The 21191-nt window shown below is 53.8% G+C and carries 22 protein-coding genes; 20 read left to right on the top strand and 2 right to left on the bottom strand.

Going from position 1 to position 21191, the window contains the following annotated elements; genetic code table 11:
- Window positions 1-14: 14 nt before the first annotated feature.
- The 19 genes from fabD (at window position 15) to DAQ1742_RS12770 (ending at window position 17517) form a co-directional block, all read left to right on the top strand.
- Window positions 15-944: an ACP S-malonyltransferase gene (gene fabD / locus DAQ1742_RS12860; protein ID WP_035341111.1), complete on the top strand. Its 930-nt coding sequence runs from the start codon at window positions 15-17 to the stop codon at window positions 942-944.
- A 14-nt stretch (window positions 945-958) separates the two neighbouring features.
- Complete coding sequence (gene fabG, locus DAQ1742_RS12855; RefSeq protein WP_035341114.1) at window positions 959-1693, top strand: 3-oxoacyl-ACP reductase FabG; 735 nt, start codon at window positions 959-961, stop codon at window positions 1691-1693.
- A gap of 154 nt (window positions 1694-1847) precedes the next feature.
- Window positions 1848-2084, top strand: a complete 237-nt coding sequence (gene acpP / locus DAQ1742_RS12850) for an acyl carrier protein (protein WP_012765204.1) — start codon at window positions 1848-1850, stop codon at window positions 2082-2084.
- Window positions 2085-2165: 81 nt separating this feature from the next.
- Window positions 2166-3407, top strand: a complete 1242-nt coding sequence (fabF, locus tag DAQ1742_RS12845; RefSeq protein WP_035341115.1) for a beta-ketoacyl-ACP synthase II — start codon at window positions 2166-2168, stop codon at window positions 3405-3407.
- Window positions 3408-3527: 120 nt separating this feature from the next.
- Window positions 3528-4331, top strand: coding sequence for an aminodeoxychorismate lyase (gene pabC / locus DAQ1742_RS12840; RefSeq protein ID WP_035341117.1), 804 nt, complete (start codon window positions 3528-3530; stop codon window positions 4329-4331).
- 6 nt (window positions 4332-4337) lie between these two features.
- A complete protein-coding gene (gene mltG / locus DAQ1742_RS12835; protein WP_035341120.1) occupies window positions 4338-5369 on the top strand; it encodes an endolytic transglycosylase MltG in 1032 nt (343 codons plus the stop codon).
- Window positions 5359-6012 carry a dTMP kinase gene (tmk, locus tag DAQ1742_RS12830; RefSeq protein ID WP_035341124.1) on the top strand — a complete coding sequence of 218 codons (654 nt, stop codon included), beginning with the start codon at window positions 5359-5361 and terminating at the stop codon, window positions 6010-6012. The genes mltG and tmk overlap by 11 nt, the downstream gene beginning before the upstream one ends.
- Window positions 6012-7019, top strand: coding sequence for a DNA polymerase III subunit delta' (gene holB, locus DAQ1742_RS12825; RefSeq protein ID WP_035341126.1), 1008 nt, complete (start codon window positions 6012-6014; stop codon window positions 7017-7019). Before tmk ends, holB begins: the two co-directional genes overlap by 1 nt.
- 19 nt (window positions 7020-7038) lie before the next feature.
- Entirely contained in the window at window positions 7039-7833 is a 795-nt protein-coding gene (locus DAQ1742_RS12820; RefSeq protein WP_035341129.1) for a metal-dependent hydrolase, read from the top strand.
- A gap of 319 nt (window positions 7834-8152) precedes the next feature.
- On the top strand, window positions 8153-9586 hold the full coding sequence (gene ptsG, locus DAQ1742_RS12815; RefSeq protein WP_035341132.1) for a PTS glucose transporter subunit IIBC: 1434 nt from the start codon (window positions 8153-8155) through the stop codon (window positions 9584-9586).
- Window positions 9587-9850: 264 nt separating this feature from the next.
- Window positions 9851-10915: a malate/lactate/ureidoglycolate dehydrogenase gene (locus DAQ1742_RS12810; protein WP_180706140.1), complete on the top strand. Its 1065-nt coding sequence runs from the start codon at window positions 9851-9853 to the stop codon at window positions 10913-10915.
- Window positions 10916-11070: 155 nt separating this feature from the next.
- Window positions 11071-11421, top strand: coding sequence for a purine nucleoside phosphoramidase (hinT, locus tag DAQ1742_RS12805; RefSeq protein WP_035341138.1), 351 nt, complete (start codon window positions 11071-11073; stop codon window positions 11419-11421).
- Between the two features lie 8 nt (window positions 11422-11429).
- A complete protein-coding gene (locus DAQ1742_RS12800) occupies window positions 11430-11798 on the top strand; it encodes a YcfL family protein (protein WP_035341140.1) in 369 nt (122 codons plus the stop codon).
- A 34-nt stretch (window positions 11799-11832) separates the two neighbouring features.
- On the top strand, window positions 11833-12432 hold the full coding sequence (gene lpoB / locus DAQ1742_RS12795) for a penicillin-binding protein activator LpoB (RefSeq protein WP_035341142.1): 600 nt from the start codon (window positions 11833-11835) through the stop codon (window positions 12430-12432).
- Window positions 12413-13252 (top strand): phosphotransferase, encoded by an 840-nt coding sequence (locus tag DAQ1742_RS12790; RefSeq protein ID WP_035341144.1) that lies wholly within the window; start codon window positions 12413-12415, stop codon window positions 13250-13252. Before lpoB ends, DAQ1742_RS12790 begins: the two co-directional genes overlap by 20 nt.
- Before the next feature lie 64 nt (window positions 13253-13316).
- Entirely contained in the window at window positions 13317-14342 is a 1026-nt protein-coding gene (gene nagZ / locus DAQ1742_RS12785) for a beta-N-acetylhexosaminidase (protein WP_067486697.1), read from the top strand.
- Window positions 14343-14375: 33 nt separating this feature from the next.
- Window positions 14376-14918 carry an alpha/beta hydrolase YcfP gene (gene ycfP / locus DAQ1742_RS12780; protein WP_035345873.1) on the top strand — a complete coding sequence of 181 codons (543 nt, stop codon included), beginning with the start codon at window positions 14376-14378 and terminating at the stop codon, window positions 14916-14918.
- Window positions 14919-15199: 281 nt separating this feature from the next.
- Window positions 15200-16507, top strand: a complete 1308-nt coding sequence (locus DAQ1742_RS12775) for an NAD(P)/FAD-dependent oxidoreductase (RefSeq protein WP_035341146.1) — start codon at window positions 15200-15202, stop codon at window positions 16505-16507.
- 467 nt (window positions 16508-16974) lie between these two features.
- Window positions 16975-17517 carry a glycine zipper 2TM domain-containing protein gene (locus DAQ1742_RS12770; protein WP_035341149.1) on the top strand — a complete coding sequence of 181 codons (543 nt, stop codon included), beginning with the start codon at window positions 16975-16977 and terminating at the stop codon, window positions 17515-17517.
- A gap of 56 nt (window positions 17518-17573) precedes the next feature.
- Here the strand turns inward: DAQ1742_RS12770 and DAQ1742_RS12765 are convergent, their stop codons facing one another.
- On the bottom strand, window positions 17574-18659 hold the full coding sequence (locus DAQ1742_RS12765) for a LacI family DNA-binding transcriptional regulator (RefSeq protein WP_035345875.1): 1086 nt from the start codon (window positions 18657-18659) through the stop codon (window positions 17574-17576).
- A 113-nt stretch (window positions 18660-18772) separates the two neighbouring features.
- Window positions 18773-19617, bottom strand: a protein-coding gene (locus tag DAQ1742_RS12760; RefSeq protein WP_152482109.1) for an IS5 family transposase whose coding sequence is annotated in 2 segments (ribosomal slippage) — window positions 18773-19272 and window positions 19272-19617 — 846 coding nt in all. Because the reading frame shifts where the segments join, the coding sequence is not laid out codon by codon here.
- Window positions 19618-19885: 268 nt separating this feature from the next.
- On the opposite strand from DAQ1742_RS12760, the gene DAQ1742_RS12755 reads away from it, so the two are divergent.
- Entirely contained in the window at window positions 19886-21184 is a 1299-nt protein-coding gene (locus DAQ1742_RS12755; protein ID WP_035341152.1) for an MFS transporter, read from the top strand.
- Window positions 21185-21191 lie beyond the last annotated feature (7 nt).

The raw sequence follows: 21191 nt of genomic DNA, 5'->3' as shown, positions 1-21191 counted from the left end.
CAGGACCTATTACTATGACGCAATTTGCGATGGTATTTCCCGGTCAGGGTTCCCAGTCTGTGGGGATGCTGGCTGAACTGGCGGAACAGTTTCCGGTTATCAAGGAAACCTTTGATGAAGCCGCTTCGGTACTCGGCTACGATGTGTGGCAGCTTGTCCAGCAAGGGCCGGCAGAAGAACTGAATAAAACCTGGCAAACCCAGCCTGCACTGTTGTGTGCTTCGGTTGCGCTGTGGCGTGTCTGGCAACAGCAGGGTGGGCCGTTGCCGTTATTGATGTCCGGCCATAGTCTGGGCGAATACTCTGCGCTGGTGTGTGCAGGTGTGATGGATTTCAAACAGGCTGTTAGCCTGGTTGAGTTGCGTGGCAAATTAATGCAAGAAGCCGTTCCAGAAGGAACGGGGGCCATGTACGCGATTATTGGTCTGGATAACGCCTCTATCGCTCAGGCTTGCGTTGAAGCGGCACAGGGCCAGGTGGTATCACCAGTCAACTTTAATTCACCGGGGCAGGTGGTTATCGCTGGCGACAAAGCTGCGGTAGAACGCGCCGGTGCGGCTTGTAAAGCCGCTGGTGCAAAACGTGCGCTGCCGTTGCCAGTCAGCGTGCCCTCTCATTGTGCGTTGATGGAACCGGCTGCGCGTAAACTGGCTCTGGCGCTTGAGGATATTACCTTTAATACGCCAGCCATTCCGGTGGTAAATAACGTGGATGTGCGTGTTGAAACCTCTGCGCAAGCTATTCGTAGCGCGCTGGTACGTCAGTTGTACAATCCGGTTCGCTGGACGGAGTGTGTCGAATATATCTCAACCCAGGGCGTATCAACCTTGCTGGAAGTCGGCCCTGGCAAAGTGTTGACCGGGCTGACTAAACGCATCGTTGATAGTCTCACGGCAACAGCGATTAATGATCCTGCTTCCTTATCCGCAGCGCTTGAACAGTAAAAACGGTGAAGATAATGAGTTTTGATGGAAAAATTGCCCTGGTGACGGGCGCGAGTCGTGGCATTGGTCGTGCAATTGCTGAAACGTTGGCTGCCCGTGGGGCGACTGTTATCGGTACGGCAACCAGTGAGAAAGGCGCTGCGGATATCAGCGAGTGGCTGGGCCCGAAGGGCAAAGGCTATGCATTAAACGTGACCGATAGCGCGTCTATCGAGAGCGTATTAGCCAGCATCAAAGAAACGTTTGGGGATATTGATATTCTGGTGAACAATGCCGGTATTACCCGTGATGACTTGATGCTGCGTATGAAAGATGACGCCTGGCAGGAAGTGCTGGATACCAACCTGAGTTCCGTTTTCCGTCTGTCGAAAGCGGTATTACGCGCTATGATGAAAAAACGGTTTGGACGCATTGTTACCGTTGGTTCGGTCATTGGCTCTCGTGGCAATGCCGGGCAGGCGAATTATGCTGCCGCCAAGGCGGGTCTGGTTGGTTTTAGTAAATCTCTGGCTCAGGAAGTGGCGTCGCGTGGCATTACGGTGAACGTAGTGGCACCGGGTTTTATTGAAACCGATATGACGCGGGCATTGACAGAAGAACAGCGGGCGGGCATTTTGGCGAATGTTCCTGCCAGCCGTTTGGGTGATGCCAAAGAGATCGCCAGTGCTGTGGCGTTTTTAGCCTCTGATGAGGCGGGTTACATTACCGGTGAAACATTGCATGTCAATGGTGGCATGTATATGATCTAACGAGTACCACCGTAATCTGCGTTAATTTGCAGCGAAAACTGCAAAAAGCACAAAATCTTGGTTCGACCAGTCTTGATTTTGTTGCATCTTTTTCAACATTTTATACACTACGAAAACCATCGCGAAAGCGAGTTTTGATAGGAAATTTAAGAGTATGAGCACTATCGAAGAACGCGTTAAGAAAATCATCGTTGAACAGCTGGGTGTTAAGCCGGAAGAAGTCGTGAACAATGCCTCTTTCGTTGATGACCTGGGCGCTGATTCTCTTGACACTGTTGAACTGGTAATGGCATTGGAAGAAGAATTCGATACCGAGATCCCAGACGAAGAAGCTGAAAAAATCACAACTGTTCAGGCAGCTATTGATTTCATTCAGGCTAATCAGCAGTAATCGGACATATCTAGGCGGTCGTCCGACCGCCTAAGTTTTCTTCTACCTCAGAATCATTTTTTCCCTCCCTGGAGGATAAGCGTGTCTAAGCGTCGAGTAGTTGTGACTGGTCTTGGCATGTTATCTCCTGTCGGCAACACAGTAGAGTCAACCTGGAATGCTCTGCTTGCCGGTCAGAGTGGTATCAGCTTGATTGACCATTTCGATACTAGTGTCTATGCAACGCGTTTTGCTGGCTTAGTAAAGGACTTTAACAGTGAAGATTTCATCTCGCGCAAAGAAGCGCGCAAGATGGATGCCTTTATTCAATACGGAATTGCAGCAGGCGTTCAGGCTATGCAGGATTCTGGCCTTGAAGTCACGCCTGAGAATGCGGGCCGTATCGGAGCCGCTATCGGGTCGGGTATTGGTGGTCTGGGGCTGATTGAGGAAAACCATAGCGCGCTGGTGCATGGTGGCCCGCGTAAAATCAGTCCATTCTTTGTGCCTTCAACTATCGTGAATATGGTCGCAGGTCATCTAAGCATTATGTTTAACCTGCGTGGCCCAACCATTTCTATTGCTACTGCCTGTACATCTGGTGTGCATAACATCGGCCATGCTGCACGCATTATTGCGTATAACGATGCCGATGTTATGTTGGCCGGTGGCGCAGAGAAAGCCAGTACCCCGTTAGGTGTAGGTGGGTTCGGTGCCGCTCGTGCCTTGTCAACCCGTAATGATAATCCGCAGGCGGCAAGTCGCCCGTGGGATAAAGATCGTGACGGTTTTGTGCTGGGAGATGGTGCCGGTATCCTGGTGCTGGAAGAATATGAGCATGCCAAAAAACGTGGGGCAAAAATTTATGCCGAAATCGTTGGTTTTGGTATGAGCAGCGATGCCTATCATATGACCTCTCCACCGGAAGACGGTTCTGGCGCGGCGCTGGCGATGGTCAATGCGCTACGCGATGCGGGTATTACCACCGGGCAGGTTGGTTATATCAATGCGCACGGTACATCGACCCCGGTAGGGGATAAAGCAGAAACGCAGGCGGTGAAGTCGGTGTTCGGTGCTGATGCCTCTCGCGTGATGGTCAGCTCCACCAAATCCATGACCGGCCACCTGTTAGGTGCGGCGGGTGCGATAGAGTCGATTTTCAGTATTTTGGCATTGCGTGATAACGCCGTTCCGCCGACGATTAATCTGGATAACCCGGATGAGGGATGTGATCTGGATTTTGTGCCTCACGAGGCACGTCAGGTTAGCAACCTGGAATACACGCTGTGTAACTCGTTTGGCTTCGGTGGCACCAACGGTTCCGTGGTGTTTCGTAAGGTCTGATGTGGTTCATCTTGAAAAGCCCGGTTATGCCGGGCTTTTTTTTGTCTGACGCATATCAGCAGGTCGCAGGAGCAGGCGACATCCTGTCCGGCGGGCACGTGTGGGCGGTGAGGGGCGATAATGTGGTGGATTAACGGTAAAGCGGAGCAGTTCCTGCCGGTTTCGGATCGCAGCGTACAGTTTGGCGATGGCTGTTTTACAACGGCCCGCGTCGTTCATGGGCGTATCGTCTGGCTGGAGCGACATATTCAGCGCTTGCAGCGGGCGGCACAGCAGTTGCTGTTACCCGAGATTGACTGGTCACTACTGTGCGCGGAAATGCAGCAGGCGGCGAGTGGCCGTGAGGCGGGCGTGGTCAAAGTGGTGATTAGCCGGGGGAGTGGCGGGCGAGGGTATAGCCCTGCTGGCTGTCAGGCAGCGGTCAGGATGGTGATGCTGGCTGACTATCCTCAGCACTATATCCATTGGCGCGAGCAAGGCATCCGTCTGGCACTCAGCCCGGTGCCGCTGGCGCAAAATCGCTGGCTTGCCGGTATCAAACACCTCAATAGGCTTGAGCAGGTGCTTATCCGCATGCATCTTGAGCGTGCAGGGGCCGATGAGGCGCTGGTGCTTGACACCTCAGGGGCGCTGGTGGAATGCTGTGCGGCTAATTTGTTCTGGCGCAAGGGTAAGCAGGTTTTCACGCCGGATGTTTCGCTGGCGGGCGTCGATGGTGTGACACGCCAGCATATTATGGCGTGCTTACAGACTTCTCCTTTTTCGTTGCAGGTTGTGTGTGAGCCGCCAGAGACACTGGCGGATGCCGACGAGGTGATGGTGTGTAATGCGCTGATGCCGATTATTCCTGTGAACCAGGCACATAACTGGTGTTATCGCTCACGAGAGTTGTATGACTTTCTGAGCCCTTATTGTGAGTCATAAGCGGTCATGAAGAAAATAACGTGGGGCCTTGGCATTCTGCTTGTGTTAGCGGCCGGTGCGTGGTGGGGCTGGGGGCAGATCCAGCGTTTTGCCAGCTCTCCGCTGGCGATTGATAAGGAAACCCTTTTTACGCTTCCCGCCGGAACAAATCGTGAAGGACTGAAAGATCTGCTGGTGTCGCAGCATATCATTCCTGACGGCGGTAGCCTGTTACCGCTCCTGCATTTGGAGCCGGAGCTGGCGGCGTTTAAAGCCGGTACTTATCGCTTCACCCCGGCGATGACGGTTCGTGACATGCTGGCATTACTTGCCAGCGGTAAAGAAGCGCAGTTTTCCATGCTATTTGTCGAAGGATCGCGCTTTAAAGAGTGGCTGGATACGCTCAAAAATTCACCCTATCTGAAACATACGCTGGAAGATAAAACGCCGCAGGACATTGCGGATAGTATCGGCCTAAAGGATACGCCAAACCCGGAAGGGTGGTTTTATCCTGATACCTATCTGCATACGGCCGGTATGAGCGATAAATCCGTGTTGCAGCGCGCACATCAACGTATGGCTAAAGTGCTTAATGAGGTGTGGCAAGGTCGCGCTGAAGGATTGCCCTATAAAACGCCCTATGAGTTACTTATCATGGCGTCACTCATTGAGAAAGAAACGGCCGTTGACGCAGAGCGTGCACAGGTTGCTTCAGTCTTTCTCAACCGTTTACGGATAGGGATGCGTTTACAGACCGATCCTACGGTGATTTATGGCATGGGCGACAGTTATACCGGCACCATTACGCGCAGCGCGCTGGAGACAGCAACGCCCTACAATACCTATACCATCAGCGGTTTGCCGCCAACGCCTATCGCGATGCCGGGTAAGGCCTCGCTGGACGCTGCTGCCCATCCGGCGAAAACCAGCTATCTCTATTTTGTGGCCGACGGTAAGGGGGGACATACGTTCACCACCAACCTGAGCGACCATAACCGTGCAGTACAGGTTTATCGTTCAACACAAGCCGCCGCCGGGAAGGAAAAGAATGGACAGTAAATTTATCGTTATCGAGGGGCTGGAAGGTGCGGGTAAAACCAGTGCCCAGGCCGTTGTTGTTGAGACACTGCGTGCTTTTGGCATTCAGGACATCGTCTTTACGCGTGAGCCGGGGGGAACGCCGCTGGCCGAAAAACTGCGTGAGTTAATTAAGCAAGGTGTGGCCGGTGAGACGCTCACGGATAAAGCCGAATTGCTGATGCTGTATGCTGCCCGGGTGCAACTGGTGGAAAACGTAATTCGCCCGGCGCTGGCTCGTGGTGCGTGGGTCGTGGGTGACAGGCACGATCTCTCCTCTCAGGCTTATCAGGGGGGCGGGCGAGGCATTGATCCTCAGCTATTGATGTCACTGCGCGATACGGTGCTGGGCGCATTTCGCCCGGATCTTACGCTCTATCTCGATATTTCCCCGGAGCTTGGGCTTAAACGTGCACGCCAGCGCGGTGAACTGGATAGGATTGAGCAGGAGTCTCTGGCCTTTTTCGAGCGCACCCGAGCCCGTTATCAGCAACTGGCGTTGCAGGAAGACAATATTATTACTATTGATGCTTCACAGGTGTTGCCCGAGGTCAGTGCAGATATTCGTCAGGCGCTGTCTGGCTGGCTGCAACGAGAGGCAATCACGGGTAAGGCTGCCAACTGATGGAGTGGTATCCGTGGCTGAATGTGCCTTATCGGCAATGGCTGGCCTCACACCAGGCGGGCAGAGGTCATCACGCGGTGTTATTGCATGCACCTGAAGGGATGGGTGAAGCTTCGCTGGTCTATGCATTGGGCCGCCGGCTGTTATGCCGACATCCAGAAGGCGGTAAAAGCTGTGGGCGCTGCCATGATTGTCAATTGATGCGTGCCGGAACGCACCCGGACTGGCATCCCCTGGTGCTGGAAAAGGGAAAGCAAAGCCTGGGCGTGGATCAGGTTCGTGAGGTGGTGGAGCAGGTTTATCAACGATCGCGCCAGGGCGGCGTAAAAATTGTCTGGCTGGCGCAAGCTGAATTGCTGACGGAAGCGGCAGCCAATGCGTTATTGAAAACGCTGGAAGAGCCACCGGCAGACAGTTATTTCTTGCTGGGCTGCCGTGAGCCGGGACGTTTGCTGGCGACGCTGCGCAGTCGCTGTCTGTACCATTACCTTGATACGCCCGATGAAACGCAGGCAATACTGTGGTTGCGCACGCGTGGACAATCGGATGATGTGGCCAGTCAGACGGCGTTGCGACTGAGCCACGGCGCACCCCTCGCGGCGCTGGCCCTGTTGCAGCCGGAGCGCTGGAAGGCACGAGCGCAACTTTGTCAGCAACTGTCATACGGTGTGCATCGTCATGATGCATTATCGCTGTTGGCATTGCTTCACCATGATGAGGCAACTGAACGTATCCATTGGGTATGCAGCGTGTGGCTTGATGCGCTGAAATGGCGGCATCAGGCGCGAAATAGCCTGATTAATCGCGACCAGTTAGCGCTGATAGCTCAGTGGGGGGAAATGCACGATGAACAACTGCATTACAGCCTGCGCCGCTGGTTACAGTGTCGGCATCAGCTACTGTCTGTCACGGGGGTGAACCGTGAACTGTTATTAACCTCAATGCTGCTGGATTGGGAACGCGCGTTGTCTTCCCCACAGCGACCTGTGTTGCCTTCTTTTTCCTGAAAACCGGATAATTATTGTTATGTTATTAGTTGATTCCCATTGTCATCTTGATGGCCTGGATTATCAGGCATTGCACAAAGACGTCTCGGAGGTGCTGGAAAAAGCGCGTCAGCGTGATGTCGGCTTTATTCTGGCCGTGGCAACCACGCTGCCGGGTTTTCGTGCGATGACGGCGCTGATTGGTGAGCGTGATAATGTGGCATTTTCCTGTGGGGTGCATCCCTTGAATCAGGATGAGCCTTACGACTTCTCCGAGCTGCGTGCTTTGGCGAGCTCACCTGCGGTTGTGGCATTGGGCGAAACCGGGCTTGATTACTACTATCAGCAAGACAATATGGCGCAGCAGCAGGCATCCTTTCGGGAACATATTCGCATTGGCCGGGAACTCAACAAACCGGTGATTGTGCATACCCGTGCGGCCCGTGAAGATACGCTGGCCATTTTGCGGGAAGAAAAAGCCGATGAGTGCGGCGGTGTACTACACTGTTTTACCGAAGATAAGGAAACGGCGGCAAAATTACTGGATTTGGGGTTCTGCATCTCTTTTTCAGGAATAGTCACGTTTCGTAATGCTGAAGCATTGCGCGAAGTAGCGCGCTATGTTCCGTTAGATAGGCTATTGATTGAAACCGATTCGCCTTGGCTGGCACCGGTTCCCCATCGAGGTAAAGAGAACCAGCCTGCTTATACCCGTGATGTGGCTGAATATCTGGCTGTACTTAAAAACATCAGTCTTGAGCAACTTGCTCACGCAACAACCGAAAATTTTGCTCGGTTATTTCACGTTGATGCAGCACGGTTGACCACGGGCTGATCCTGGTTGAGAATACGCGAGTTTTTTTTGGCTTCGTAATTAATCGCTGATATCCCCGGCAATTTCTGGCGTATGCCACACGGTGGCAGGGGAGGATTTTCAGCGTCAGATCACAAACTATAAGACTTCTGATAGTGACATGGGTTTCCCATGAGTTGAAACGTGACTGCTATCAAACATTTGATGCAACATTTATTTTACCCTGCGTAAAAATTAGTGAGGATGCCAGTCATATCCCGACTATCCGAAGGTGGATTGGCTCTTCTTTAAAGTTAACTGTCAGAAGTACAAGCACTATTACTCAGGAGCACTCTCTATTATGTTTAAGAATGCATTTGCAAACCTGCAAAAAGTAGGTAAGTCGCTGATGCTGCCGGTGTCCGTGCTGCCTATCGCCGGTATCCTGCTGGGCGTTGGTTCAGCCAACTTTAGCTGGCTGCCGGCGGTAGTTTCCAGTGTGATGGCACAGGCAGGTGACTCGGTTTTTGCCAATATGCCGTTAATTTTTGCTATCGGTGTCGCGTTGGGTTTCACCAATAACGACGGCGTTTCTGCGCTGGCTGCGGTGGTGGCTTACGGCATTATGGTGAAAACCATGGCCGTGGTTGCGCCACTGGTGTTGCACATGTCGCCGAGTGATATTGCCAGTAGCCACATGGCCGATACGGGCGTGTTAGGCGGCATTATCGCAGGGGCGATCGCGGCGTATATGTTCAACCGTTTCTACCGTATTCAATTGCCTGAGTATCTGGGCTTTTTCGCCGGTAAACGCTTTGTGCCAATTATCTCCGGTCTGACTGCCATCATCATCGGTGTGGCGCTGTCGTTCATTTGGCCGCCGGTGGGGAGTGCGATTCAGGCTTTCTCCCAATGGGCGGCTTACCAAAATCCGGTGCTGGCGTTCGGTATCTACGGCATTGTTGAACGTAGCCTGGTGCCGTTTGGCTTGCACCATATCTGGAATGTGCCGTTCCAGATGCAGGTGGGTGAATTTACCAACGCGGCAGGTCAGGTGTTCCACGGTGATATTCCGCGTTATATGGCAGGTGACCCGACGGCGGGTAAACTGTCTGGCGGCTTCCTGTTCAAGATGTATGGTCTGCCGGCCGCAGCACTGGCTATCTGGCATTCGGCTAAACCGGAAAATCGCGCCAAAGTGGGCGGCATCATGATCTCCGCTGCGCTGACGGCCTTCCTGACTGGTATTACCGAGCCTATCGAGTTTTCCTTCATCTTCGTCGCACCGATTCTGTATGTCATCCACGCTGTGCTGGCCGGTCTGGCATTCCCTATCTGTATTCTGCTTGGGATGCGTGATGGCACCAGCTTCTCACACGGTCTGATAGACTTCGTGGTACTGAGTGGTAACGGCAGCAAGCTGTGGCTGTTCCCGATAGTCGGTCTGTGCTATGCCGCAGTGTACTACACCGTGTTCCGCGTGCTGATTGCCAAACTGAATCTGAAAACGCCGGGCCGCGAAGAGTCTGCCTCTGAGCAGACTGCGCAGGGTGGCTCTGAAATGGCGGCCTCACTGGTTTCCGCGTTCGGTGGCAAAGATAACATCACCAATCTGGATGCGTGCATCACCCGCCTGCGTGTCAGCGTGGGCGACGTCTCCCGCGTCGATCAGGCCGCACTGAAGAGACTGGGTGCCGCAGGTGTGGTTGTCGCCGGTTCTGGTGTGCAGGCTATCTTCGGCACCAGATCGGATAACCTGAAAACCGATATGGATGACTATATTCGTCAGCACTAACAATTTGTCAGCGTCATTGCTGAGAGATTATTCGGTGTCAGAAGGGGCTTCGGCCCCTTTTTTTATGGTCTGAAAATACCCGCCAGCATCGCAGAATCGTTTCCCCTGCGATGAGATTCGGCAGTAGGATACCGCTTGATGCAGTGCACTCTGGCATAACTCGTGAGTATGCCAATACGCCTGTTGGCCAAAAACAGAATGCACGAATCACAAGCTGTGTTCATAAACACACATAACAGCCGAATGCTGTTCTAAGGGAAAGGTATGCAGATTTCAGCCAGTCGTTTAACACAAATCACGTATAACCTGTTGCGCCACGTCGGGTGCGAACAGGATGAAGCCGAGGTGGTCACTCGTCATTTGGTCGCGGCCAATCTCAAAGGGCACGACAGCCACGGTGTCGGCATGCTACCGGAGTACGTGCAGTTTATCGCGCAGGGCGTTATGCACCCTAATACGCCAGCCCGGCTGTTACAGGATGGTGGAGCCATCTTACAATTTAGCGGTGACAGAGGGTTTGGGCAGCGTACGGGCCGTGAAGCGATGCAGGCGGCGATGGATCGCGTCAAAAGCACCGGTGTCTGCCTGATGACACTCTCCTCGACCTGCCATCTTGGCCGTATTGGTACCTATGGCGAAATGGCTGCCGCCGCCGGGCTGATTGCGATTCATTTTGTCAATGTCAGTGATATCGCGCCCCTGGTCGCCCCTTTTGGCGGCAGCGATGCACGTTTTGGTACGAATCCGGTTTGTATTGCGTTTCCCGGCAGCGAAACGCACCCTGATTTTATTCTGGACTTTGCCACCAGCATGGTAGCGCTGGGAAAAACGCGAGTGGCCTGGCTTGCGGGCAATACGTTTGATGAACCGGTGATGCTGGATAACCACGGTCAGCCGAGCGCCGACCCACGCGTAATGTGGGAAGAGGAGCCGGCCGGAGCCCTGCTGCCCATCGCCCGTCACAAGGGCGGCGGCCTGATTTTGGCCGCAGAGTTGCTGGCCGGCATCCTCTCTGGCGGCGGCACTATCCACCCGGCAAACCCGCGTGAAGGCGCTATTGTTAACAACATGACCACCATTTTGATTGACCCGTCAAAACTGGTGACGATGAGCTGGCTGCGGCAGGAATATGAGGCGATGCTGGAGTATGTACGGGCATCACGTGCGCAACATCCTGATAACCCTATTCTGCTGGCCGGTGAGCCTGAGCGCCTGGCAGAGCAGCAACGCCAGTTACACGGTATTGCCATTTCTGATGGCGAATGGCGCAAAATAGTCGAGGCCGGATGTTCGCTTGGCATGGCGCATGAGGATTTTTCGCCAGCATGATGTGCCTGCTTTCGGATGGGCGGGGCGTTTTGAGTGTGTTAAGCCGCCTTGACGGATGCGCGCGTGCGCGGGCATTCAGGGTTGAAAAGTATCGGATTTATCACTCATACTGCACCCCGTATCGCATATTGCGATCCTTTTAAAGGAACTCTGTTATGGCCGAAGAAACTATTTTTAGTAAAATTATCCGCCGTGAAATCCCTGCTGATATCGTTTATCAGGATGAACTGGTCACGGCCTTTCGTGATATTGCCCCGCGTACTCCGACACATATTTTGATCATCCCTAATGTGTTAATTCCCACGGTCAATGAGGCAAGCGCAGAACACGAAGCCGCATTGGGCCGCATGATAACCGTTGCCGGGAAGATTGCGCGTCAGGAAGGGATCGCACAAGACGGCTATCGACTGGTAATTAATTGCAATCGTCATGGCGGGCAAGAGGTGTATCACATTCATATGCACCTGCTGGGTGGTCGCCCGCTGGGGCCACTGCTGGCCAGTTAATCGTGGTCATGCGTCTTTTTGCCCTGTCACTAATAGGGCTGATGCTGGCAGGTTGCAGTAAAACCGCCTCGCTGGCTATCAACCCCGCACAAACACGGGTGCTGGATGCCTCGGTGGTTGCCGCAGGCATCACGGTATCAGAACCAGCATGGCGCTCGACCCCGACCGGTCAACAGGTATCAGCCCGTATTCATAATGCATCCGCCCACCCCGTCACCGTCTCCTGCCGGTTCTATTGGTACGATCAGCAAGGGCTGGAGGTGATGCCGGTGTCACCGGTTCAAACAGTGGTGGTGCCTGCCTATGCTGAAGTTGACGTCACGGCATCGCGGGTGGCTCCATCTGCCCGCCAGGTGCGGCTTTACCTTTTTCTCTGAGAGACAGACCCGAGATGCAATTGCGAGGAGTGAGATGAAAAAATATCTTGGCGTGGTGCTGATGGCGCTGGTGATGGCCGGGTGTTCGACCCGTGCGCCACAAACGGAGCTACCGCCGGTGAGCATTGAACCCGCTGTGCCGTCAGTGCCAACGCCGCCAAAACCGGTCACGCCGCCAGCACAAAGCCAGCCGCTGCCGGTGCCGCCGAAAATACAGGTACAGGTGCTGAATTGGTCGGCCGCCGCCGCGCCGCTGGTGGCGCAGATGGTGAAAACGCAGGGGGTGGCGAAAGGCAGTATGTTGCTTGTCAACAAACTGAAAAATAACACCAATGGGTCATTGCAGACGGCACAGGCAACCAATGAACTGTATAACGCACTGGCGTCGGCCGGGGTGTTTACGCTGGTGTCCCATGAGCAGGTAGGCGCGGCCCGTCAATCACTGGGGTTATCTGAAGAAGATAGCCTGGAGTCGCGCAGCAAGGCAGTGGGGCTGGCCCGGTATGTCGGCGCGCAGTATGTGTTGTATGCCGATGCCAGCGGTGAGGTGAAGTCACCGCAGTTATCGATGCAATTGATGCTGGTGCAAACCGGAGAAATTGTCTGGTCAGGTAATGGCAGTGTCAGCCTCTAGTGACAGGCTTCACGCTGTGTTGCAACAGGTATTCCCGGCGGTCGTGAGCGGCGGGTTTAAGTTGCAGCCGCTCGGCGGGCTTAGCAATCAGAGCTGGCGTATCGACTGTGAGGCAGGAAACTGGCTGGCTCGCGGTGAAACGGCACAGGGGCGGCAGATGGGCATTGCCCGGCAACGCGAGTTCCGGGTACTGCGACATTTACAAGGGATTGTGCCGCGAGCGCTGTGCTGGCGTGATGGCTGGCTGCTGGTGGAGTGGCTGTCAGGCGAGGTTCTGAACAGGGTACAGTTTTTTGCCTGGTTGCATGACGGCGGGCTGGCAACACGGCTGGCCGAATTACATCATCGGCCACGTTATGGTTATCCGCTACCCCTGACGCGCCTGCTGGAGCAGCACTGGCAGAATATGGCTCCGGGCCGGCGCACGCCTAAACTTCGGCGCGCTTACCAGCGCATCACGACACGACGCTTGCCCGCGCCATTGCATATCGCACCGCTACATTTAGATGTTCATGCCGGTAATCTGGTGGCGACGGCCTCCGGTTATCGCCTGATTGACTGGGAATATGCCGCTGATGGCGATATTGCCCTGGAGCTGGCGCTGCTATTTCGCTCTGCCGGGTTATCCCGGCAACAGCAGCAGGATTTTTTACACCACTACTGTGCCTGCTGGCCGGGCCTGACGCCCGCGCGGTTGCTGCGCCACGTTATCGGCTGGTATGACGTTGTCGATTACCTGGTGTTGATGTGGTGTGAAGTACGCTGGCAGCAGAGTGGCGAAGAGATTTACCGGCAGATGGCAGACCACTGGCAACAGTAGCCTCGTTTCTGCGTCACACGTTTATGCAATCAGCGTTTGCGCTGAAAAAAGAGAGGGGAGAGTCGTGGGCCCGTTAATGTTAGATGTCGCCAGTTATGAACTGGATGCTGAAGATAGAGAAGTGCTGGAGCACCCGCTGGTTGGCGGCGTGATTTTGTTTAGCCGTAATTTCCACGATGCGGATCAACTGGCTGAACTGGTGCGCCAGATTCGTGCCGCGTCGCGCGAGCGACTGGTGGTGGCGGTCGATCAGGAAGGCGGCCGGGTGCAGCGTTTTCGCCATGGCTTCACCGCCTTGCCGGCCGCACAATCCTTTGCCGCACTCAACCCGCTGGCGCAGGCCCGGCAACTGGCACAAGATGCCGGATGGCTGATGGCGGCTGAAATGATCAGCATGGATATCGATATCAGTTTCGCCCCGGTGCTGGATGTGGGTCATCAAAGTGCGGCGATTGGCGACAGGTCTTTTCATGATGACCCGGACACGCTGCTGGTGGTGGCTGAACATTTTATTCAGGGGATGCACAGTGCCGGTATGAAAGCGACCGGGAAACATTTTCCCGGTCATGGCGCAGTGAGTGCAGATTCGCATAAAGAAACCCCGCGTGATGCGCGACCGCTGGCGCAGATACGCGAACGCGATATGCGGGTGTTCCGTGAACTGATAGCCCGAAAGCAACTGGATGCGGTGATGCCCGCGCACGTCATTTATACCGATGCCGACCCGCGCCCGGCCAGCGGTTCACCTTACTGGCTGCGGCAGGTGCTGCGTCAGGAACTGGGGTTTGATGGCATTATCTTTTCTGACGACCTGTCGATGGAAGGGGCGGCGATGCTGGGGAGTTATGCCGAACGTGCTCAGGCTGCGCGTGATGCCGGGTGCGATATGATTCTGGTGTGTAACCAGCGACAGGGGGCAATCAGCGTGTTGGATAATCTGTCGCCGGTCAATGTCCCGGGGCTTGAGACGCTTTACCATCAGGGTGGGATAGTGCGTAAGGAATTACTGGGCTCGCCGCGCTGGAAGCAGGCGCATGCACAGTTGACCGCACTGAGTGAGCGTTGGCAGGCGCATAAGGCGGCTGGTTAACTCACCCGCAACATGACGCTGGGAGAAGGCATAATGATCATCTATTTGCACGGTTTTGATTCAAGCAGTCCGGGTAATCATGAAAAAGTGTTGCAGTTGCAGTTCATTGACCCGGATGTTCGGCTACAGAGTTACAGTACGCTGCATCCGCGCCATGACATGCAACACCTGTTGCGTGAAGTTGACAGGATGCTACAGTCCTGCACTGATGACTGCCCGCTGATTTGCGGCGTAGGGCTCGGTGGGTTTTGGGCCGAGCGAATCGGGTTTTTGTGTGATATCCGTCAGGTGATGTTTAATCCGAATCTGTTCCCGCAAGAAAATATGGCGGGCAAGATTGACCGCCCGGAAGAGTATGCCGACATCGCCACCAAGTGCGTGGAGAACTTTCGGGAGAAAAACCGCGATCGCTGTCTGGTCGTGTTGTCTCGTCACGATGAGGTGCTGGATAACCCGCGCAGCGCCAGACTGCTGGGCGAATACTATGAAGTTATCTGGAATGATGCTGCCAGCCACAAATTCCGCGATCTCTCCCCTCATTTGCAGCGTATCAAAGCCTTCAAAGCGCTAGGTTAACCTGTCTTTGGCTGCCGGACCCGGTAAGTCGTCCGGCAGCGTCTCCCTGATGGCCCTGTGGGGCCTTTTTTTAACGTTTTGTATTTAAATGTATTTTTGTGCTGCCTGACGATCTGTAACTAAATTAAATTGATATAAATCAAATTTGGTATGACCAAATGACCTTGCATGGTATTCTCATGGCAGATATCCACTCTTTGTTTTCATAACCTTATGTAATATAAGGATATTATTTTTTACCCTTTATTAACTATTGGTTCACAAAATTTCAGGGGGTCATTTTGACATCATTGCCAACCAAGAAAATCGTGATTGTCGGCGGCGGTGCCGGTGGGCTGGAACTGGCAACCAGTCTGGGGCATAAACTTGGCCGTAAAAAGAAAGCAGACATCACGCTGGTGGATCGTAACCATAGCCACCTGTGGAAGCCGCTGCTGCACGAGGTGGCAACCGGTTCACTGGATGATGACATGGATGCGTTGAGCTATCTGGCTCATGCGCGTAATCATCATTTTAATTTCCAGTTGGGGATGCTGACCGATATTGACCGTGAACAGCAGACCATCCAGCTGGCGGAAATCCGTGATGAGCAGGGTGAGTTGCTGGTCGCCGCCCGCTCGCTTGCCTACGACATTCTGGTGGTTGCGCTAGGCAGCACATCGAATGATTTCGGCACACCGGGTGTCAAAGATCACTGCATTTTCCTTGATAACCCGAAACAGGCGCGCCGCTTCCACAATGAAATGCTCAACCTGTTCCTGAAATTCTCCGCCTCGCAGGGCGAGAAAGAGAAAGTGAATATCGCCATTGTCGGTGGTGGCGCGACCGGGGTGGAGTTATCCGCCGAGCTCCATAACGCGGTTAAGCAGTTGCACAGCTACGGTTTTGACGGGCTGAGTAACCAGGCACTGAATGTCACACTGGTGGAAGCTGGTGAACGTATTCTCCCGGCCCTGCCACCGCGTATTTCTGCGGCTGCGCACCATGAGCTGACCAATCTCGGCGTCAGGGTGTTGACGAAAACCATGGTGACGAGTGCTGCCCCCGGCGGGCTGAATACCAAGGATGGTGAGTTTATCGATGCTGACCTGATGGTGTGGGCTGCCGGTATCAAAGCGGCTGATGCAATGAAAGAGATTGCCGGGCTGGAAACCAACCGTATCAATCAGTTGGTGGTCGAACCGACGTTGCAGACAACGCGTGACCCGGCGATTTTCGCGATAGGTGACTGTGCGTCGTGCCCGCAGCCGGGTGGGGGCTTTGTTCCGCCGCGCGCTCAGGCCGCACACCAGATGGCATCGCGCTGTTACAGCAATATTCTGGCGCTGCTCAATAATCAGCCACTCAAGCCCTACGTGTATAAAGACCACGGGTCACTGGTGTCACTGTCTAAATTCAGTACCGTTGGCAGCCTGATGGGCAACCTGATGCGTGGCTCGGTGATGGTGGAAGGGCGTATTGCGCGCTTTGTGTATATCTCGCTGTATCGCATGCACCAGATAGCGTTACATGGCTACATCAAAACCGGCCTGATGATGCTGGTTGGCAGTATTAACCGGGTGATCCGCCCTCGGCTTAAACTGCACTAATCTTTTTCTTAATGTGATAGTTCGCACGAAAATGGTATCGCTCATCATTAATGAGCAATCAGTGCGCCACACCGGCTGATTTTCCGCTTTAAAAAGCATCGCTGTCATGCATCTCCGCTGGGCTTATGCCCGGCGGATGTTGCTCAGACGGGTGCATCTCGCCATAAATAAAAAGCCGTCAATTTTAAATTTCGTAAAATATAGCTTATTAAGCGTAATGTTCTGATTAAAAAGTTCCGGTCAGAGAATTCTCAAAGGTGGTGCGTTTGTCAGCAAAAGAACGGCTTTGGGGGAGGAATCTGATTGAGCCCTTTTGAGTGATTAGGCAGACTTCACGGTATCAGGTGATGGGGTATGCCGGTTCATCAGCTATCGCATGACTCTGGTGGGGAAGACTATCGCGCTACCCTGTATCAGCAGGTGGGCGGCGATAAAAAATGCGTGATTATTTATTCAGGAGGTTTCCTGTGAACAAATCAATGCTAGCGGGTGTGGGGATCGGCATGGCGTCAGCATTGGGTGTTGCTGCGATAGCCAGTCTGGATGTGTTTGCCTCCAGGCCGCAGTTCGCACAGGTACTGACAGCAACCCCTATCAAAGAAACCGTCAAAATGCCGCGTCAGGAATGCCACAATGTGACGGTCACGCACCGTCAACCGGTGCAGGATGAAAACCGGCTGGCCGGATCGCTGCTGGGCGCGGTGGCGGGCGGCGTGCTGGGGCATCAAATTGGCGGTGGCCATGGGCGAGATGTGGCAACGGTGGCGGGGGCGCTGGCCGGTGGTTACGCCGGTAATCAGGTTCAGGGCAGCATGCAAGAGAGTGATACTTATCGCGCGACGCAACCGCGCTGCCAGACCGTTTATGACAAGTCACAGAAGGTGCTGGGTTACGACGTCAGCTACAAAATTGGCGATCGTGAAGGGAAAATCCGTATGGATAGCGATCCCGGCACCCGTATTCCCATTGATAGCAATGGTCAGTTAATTCTTAATGCTGCTCGCCAGTAATACTATCTGCTTATGGTGAGTAACAGGCCTGCGGCACGCTGTCTGCTTGCAGGCCGCTATCCGCGCTCTGTGGTGTCATACAAATCGGTGTCTTGCACGGTGGCGTGGCGCGGGCTTGGACGAATGCGTTTTACCGAATCCCGAATGACCAGCGTGCCGTTAAGCAGCATATGACCGGCACTTCTGCCGGGCTGCATCAACTGAGACTGTAACAATCGCACTGCTTCGCGCCCCAGTTCCTCACGAGGAACCAACACCGAGGTGAGCGGAATATCGTGTATTGCCGCCAGATTTTCACCGTCCATACTCATGACAGAAATATCGTGTGGCACTCGCCACCCAGCCTGGCGCAGGGCTTCAATCGCGCCTGAGGCCATAAAATCGCCGCCGGCCAGAATTGCGGTTGGGCGTTTATCCGGCGGGCAGTGCGACAGAAAATCACTGACGGCATACCGGGCTTGTTCCGCACCAAAACCACCGGGGGTGAGCAAGTTAAACGCTTCGCTAAAGGGCAGATTGTGTTGCTGATAGGCCTCGCGCACCCCAGCCAGCCGCCACTCCATGGTATAACGCCGCAGGCATAACAGCGTCAGTAACTGACGATGCCCCTGTTCTATCAGGTAGTTAGCGGCAAACTCACCAATCAGCTGATGAGCCGGAGAGACGCCGGACAGGCGCATTTTATGGTCGAGGCAATTAATCAGTATGCAGGGCTTGCCCAGCTCGGCGGCCAGCGTATGAATATAGGGGTCATCAATGCCAATCAGGATTGCGCCTTCGGTATCATCCGCTGACATTTTCTCCAGAAACAGCGCCACATCACTGTTGTTTTCCGCAAGCCCGCAGTAACGCAACCGCACGTCGTGCGGCTTCAGCGCATCAAGAATGCCCTCCAGCACGTTGTGATAGAAAATGTCTGTCCGCCGGTTAAAGGCGCGTTCAGGGGCGAACACGGTCAGGCTATTTAGCAACATCCGGCCTGTGGCCAGATTATCCATCACACCATATTGCCGTGCGGCACTCAGAATACGGGTGCGGGCGGTATCGCTGGTGTTGGATTTGCCTGCCAATACACGGGAAACTGTACTGACGGAAAAACCGGTTTGCATGGCGATATCATGAATTCTGAGGTTTTTCTTCATTTTGTGATCCCGTTCAATTTGGCGCGTGAAAAAATTTTCATAGCCATCACAATGCCGATTTATCGCGTGATGGCGGCGATAAATCGGCCTGTTTTGACACTAGGCTGTGTCCCTTAACTTAACAACCGCTTCAAAAATAACCTGATCGCCCCCAGCTTTAGCATACTCAGGTAGTTTCTGGCTGTTTTTTCCGAGCGTGTAGCGATACGACGATTTTCTTTGAGTATCGCAAAGCAGCGCTCCACGACATTGCGTTTTTTGTACAGGCCTCTGTCGAGGGGCCGACGTCTGTCCTGACTGGCTTTCTCATTCGATTTAAACGGAATTACCACTTTTATTCCCTTTATTTTCAAATGAATGCGGAGGCTGTTACTTGAGTAACCCTTATCCGCCAGTACCGCTTTCGGACGCGATTTCAGATGCCCACTTCTTCGGATAATCCCGACGCGGTTAAGCAACGTTTCCGCATACCGGCTTTCGTGGGCCTGTCCACCGCTCAGGCAAAAACTTAGCGGTAATCCTGTGCCATCTGTCGCCAGATGGATTTTGGTGCCAAAGCCGCCGCGTGAGCGACCCAGCCCATGGTCCTCGTGTTCATCGGGATGTTTTTTTTCGCACCAGCGGCCGCTTTCAGGGCGCGAACGTTACTGCCATCCAGCGCGATAACATCCCAGTCAATCAGTGCGCCCTCATCCAGAATCTGGAGTAATTTATTGAAAATACTGTTTATTACTCCGGCTTTAGACCACCGGTTAAAGCGGTTGTAAATCGTTTTCCATTGACCATAACGCTCAGGTAAATCCCGCCACGGTGCGCCGGAGCAAAGCACCCAAAATATGCCATTCATGACATGCCGGTGAGCAAAGTAAGGACGGCCGCCTCTGGAAGAGCCTCTTTCAGGCGGCAGCATGGGAGAAATCAGCGCCCATGCATCATCGGGAAAATCGTAACGAGCCAAATTGAAGTACTTTTTGTGGCAAAATCATGTCCCTGATTGTACAAAAAACAGTTACGGGACACACCCTAGCATGAAAAAAGTTGCAAAAAAGTGAGTATCTCCGGCTTTTCAATTTTCCTAGGCTGGATTGGTGGCGATATTCCGGCGAATCACGACGGAAACGAACACCATGACACGATAAAAATGATTCATAACCCTATGAAAATTAGAACATCAGGATGGTGACGCCCCTTAGGGTTTCACCGTTATCTGCTGCAAGGAGATAGCCATGAGTCTCGACGTTAATTCCTCTCCCGCTGTTAAGAAGAAAATACACATCAAGTCATTACGCTGGTGGATATTGGCGTTATTTCTGTTTGGTGTGACGGTGAATTACATCACCCGCAATTCACTGGGTATTCTGGCTCCTGAATTAAAAACAGAACTTCACATTACCACCGAACAATATTCGTGGATTGTCGGGGCATTTCAACTGGCTTACACCTTTTTTCAGCCGTTATGTGGCTGGCTGATTGATGTTATTGGTTTAAAACTGGGTTTTATGTTCTGCGCCATTATCTGGGCGCTGATGTGTTTGTTACATGCCGGGGCCGCGAGCTGGGTTCATCTGGCCATTTTGCGTTTCATGATGGGGGGCGCGGAGGCAGCGGCAACACCGGCAAATGCCAAGACTATCGGCGAATGGTTTCCCCGCAAAGAGCGGCCGATTGCAGCAGGCTGGGCCGGGGTGGGGTTTTCTATCGGTGCGATGCTGGCTCCCCCCATTATCGTGGCCGCTCATTCCATTTTTGGCTGGCAGGGTGCGTTTTTGTTCGCCGGGGTGCTGGCGATGTTATGGGTGGTGCTGTGGTGGCTGTTCTACCATGACCCGGATAAACACCCGGCGCTGAGCGAGGAAGAGCGCGCGTTTATTTGTCAGGATAATGAGCCGGTGCCGGTAAGGCAGCCATTTCTTACTGCGCTGAAGGGGGTACTCAAAAACCGCCGCTTCTACGGCATTGCGATTCCGGCGTTTATGGCAGAACCCGCCTGGGCCATGTTGAGTTTCTGGGTGCCACTGTATTTGGCAAACGAGCGTGGCATGGATTTAAAACATATTGCCATGTTTGCCTGGCTACCGTTTCTGGCGGCTGACTTTGGCAGCATTGCCAGCGGTTATCTGACCCGTCTTTACGCCCGGCTGTTTGGGTGTTCGCGCATTAATTCGGTGGTAGGCAGTTCGGTGACGGGGGCGTTTTTGATGTTGTCACTGACGCTGGTCAGCCTGACGCACAATCCTTATCTGGCGATTGTGCTGATCTCAATTGGCGGCTTCGGCCATCAAATCATCTCCTGCATGTTAAGCGCCGTCGTGGTGGACTCATTTGATAAAGGCCAGATGGCGACCGTCAACGGGATGCGCGGTGCCAGCGCATGGATTGCCAGCTTTTTGTTCTCGCTGGTCATTGGCATGACGGCAGACAAAATCGGGTTTAATCCCTTGTTTGTTGCCATGGGATTCTTTGACCTGTTTGGCGCAGTGTTTCTGATTGCGTTTATTGCCGAGCGCCGCCAGCGCACCCGTTGACCCTTTT

It is taken from the genome of Dickeya aquatica, assembly GCF_900095885.1.
Taxonomy (GTDB): Bacteria; Pseudomonadota; Gammaproteobacteria; order Enterobacterales; family Enterobacteriaceae; genus Dickeya; species Dickeya aquatica.
The sequence above is the reverse complement of the archived record's forward strand: the minus strand, read 5'-3'. Positions and strand labels throughout refer to the sequence as shown.

Excerpts from the sequence above, each read along its gene's own strand:
- fabG (WP_035341114.1), top strand. The coding sequence starts at position 959 with ATGAGTTTTGATGGAAAAATTGCCCTGGTGACGGGCGCGAGTCGTGGC.
- DAQ1742_RS12810 (WP_180706140.1), top strand. The coding sequence starts at position 9,851 with ATGCAGATTTCAGCCAGTCGTTTAACACAAATCACGTATAACCTGTTG.
- mltG (WP_035341120.1), top strand. The coding sequence starts at position 4,338 with ATGAAGAAAATAACGTGGGGCCTTGGCATTCTGCTTGTGTTAGCGGCC.
- DAQ1742_RS12790 (WP_035341144.1), top strand. The coding sequence starts at position 12,413 with ATGGCAGTGTCAGCCTCTAGTGACAGGCTTCACGCTGTGTTGCAACAG.
- ptsG (WP_035341132.1), top strand. The coding sequence starts at position 8,153 with ATGTTTAAGAATGCATTTGCAAACCTGCAAAAAGTAGGTAAGTCGCTG.
- DAQ1742_RS12800 (WP_035341140.1), top strand. The coding sequence starts at position 11,430 with ATGCGTCTTTTTGCCCTGTCACTAATAGGGCTGATGCTGGCAGGTTGC.
- DAQ1742_RS12755 (WP_035341152.1), top strand. The coding sequence starts at position 19,886 with ATGAGTCTCGACGTTAATTCCTCTCCCGCTGTTAAGAAGAAAATACAC.
- holB (WP_035341126.1), top strand. The coding sequence starts at position 6,012 with ATGGAGTGGTATCCGTGGCTGAATGTGCCTTATCGGCAATGGCTGGCC.
- hinT (WP_035341138.1), top strand. The coding sequence starts at position 11,071 with ATGGCCGAAGAAACTATTTTTAGTAAAATTATCCGCCGTGAAATCCCT.
- DAQ1742_RS12765 (WP_035345875.1), bottom strand. The coding sequence starts at position 18,659 with ATGAAGAAAAACCTCAGAATTCATGATATCGCCATGCAAACCGGTTTT.
- ycfP (WP_035345873.1), top strand. The coding sequence starts at position 14,376 with ATGATCATCTATTTGCACGGTTTTGATTCAAGCAGTCCGGGTAATCAT.
- pabC (WP_035341117.1), top strand. The coding sequence starts at position 3,528 with ATGTGGTGGATTAACGGTAAAGCGGAGCAGTTCCTGCCGGTTTCGGAT.
- fabD (WP_035341111.1), top strand. The coding sequence starts at position 15 with ATGACGCAATTTGCGATGGTATTTCCCGGTCAGGGTTCCCAGTCTGTG.
- lpoB (WP_035341142.1), top strand. The coding sequence starts at position 11,833 with ATGAAAAAATATCTTGGCGTGGTGCTGATGGCGCTGGTGATGGCCGGG.
- tmk (WP_035341124.1), top strand. The coding sequence starts at position 5,359 with ATGGACAGTAAATTTATCGTTATCGAGGGGCTGGAAGGTGCGGGTAAA.
- acpP (WP_012765204.1), top strand. The coding sequence starts at position 1,848 with ATGAGCACTATCGAAGAACGCGTTAAGAAAATCATCGTTGAACAGCTG.
- DAQ1742_RS12820 (WP_035341129.1), top strand. The coding sequence starts at position 7,039 with ATGTTATTAGTTGATTCCCATTGTCATCTTGATGGCCTGGATTATCAG.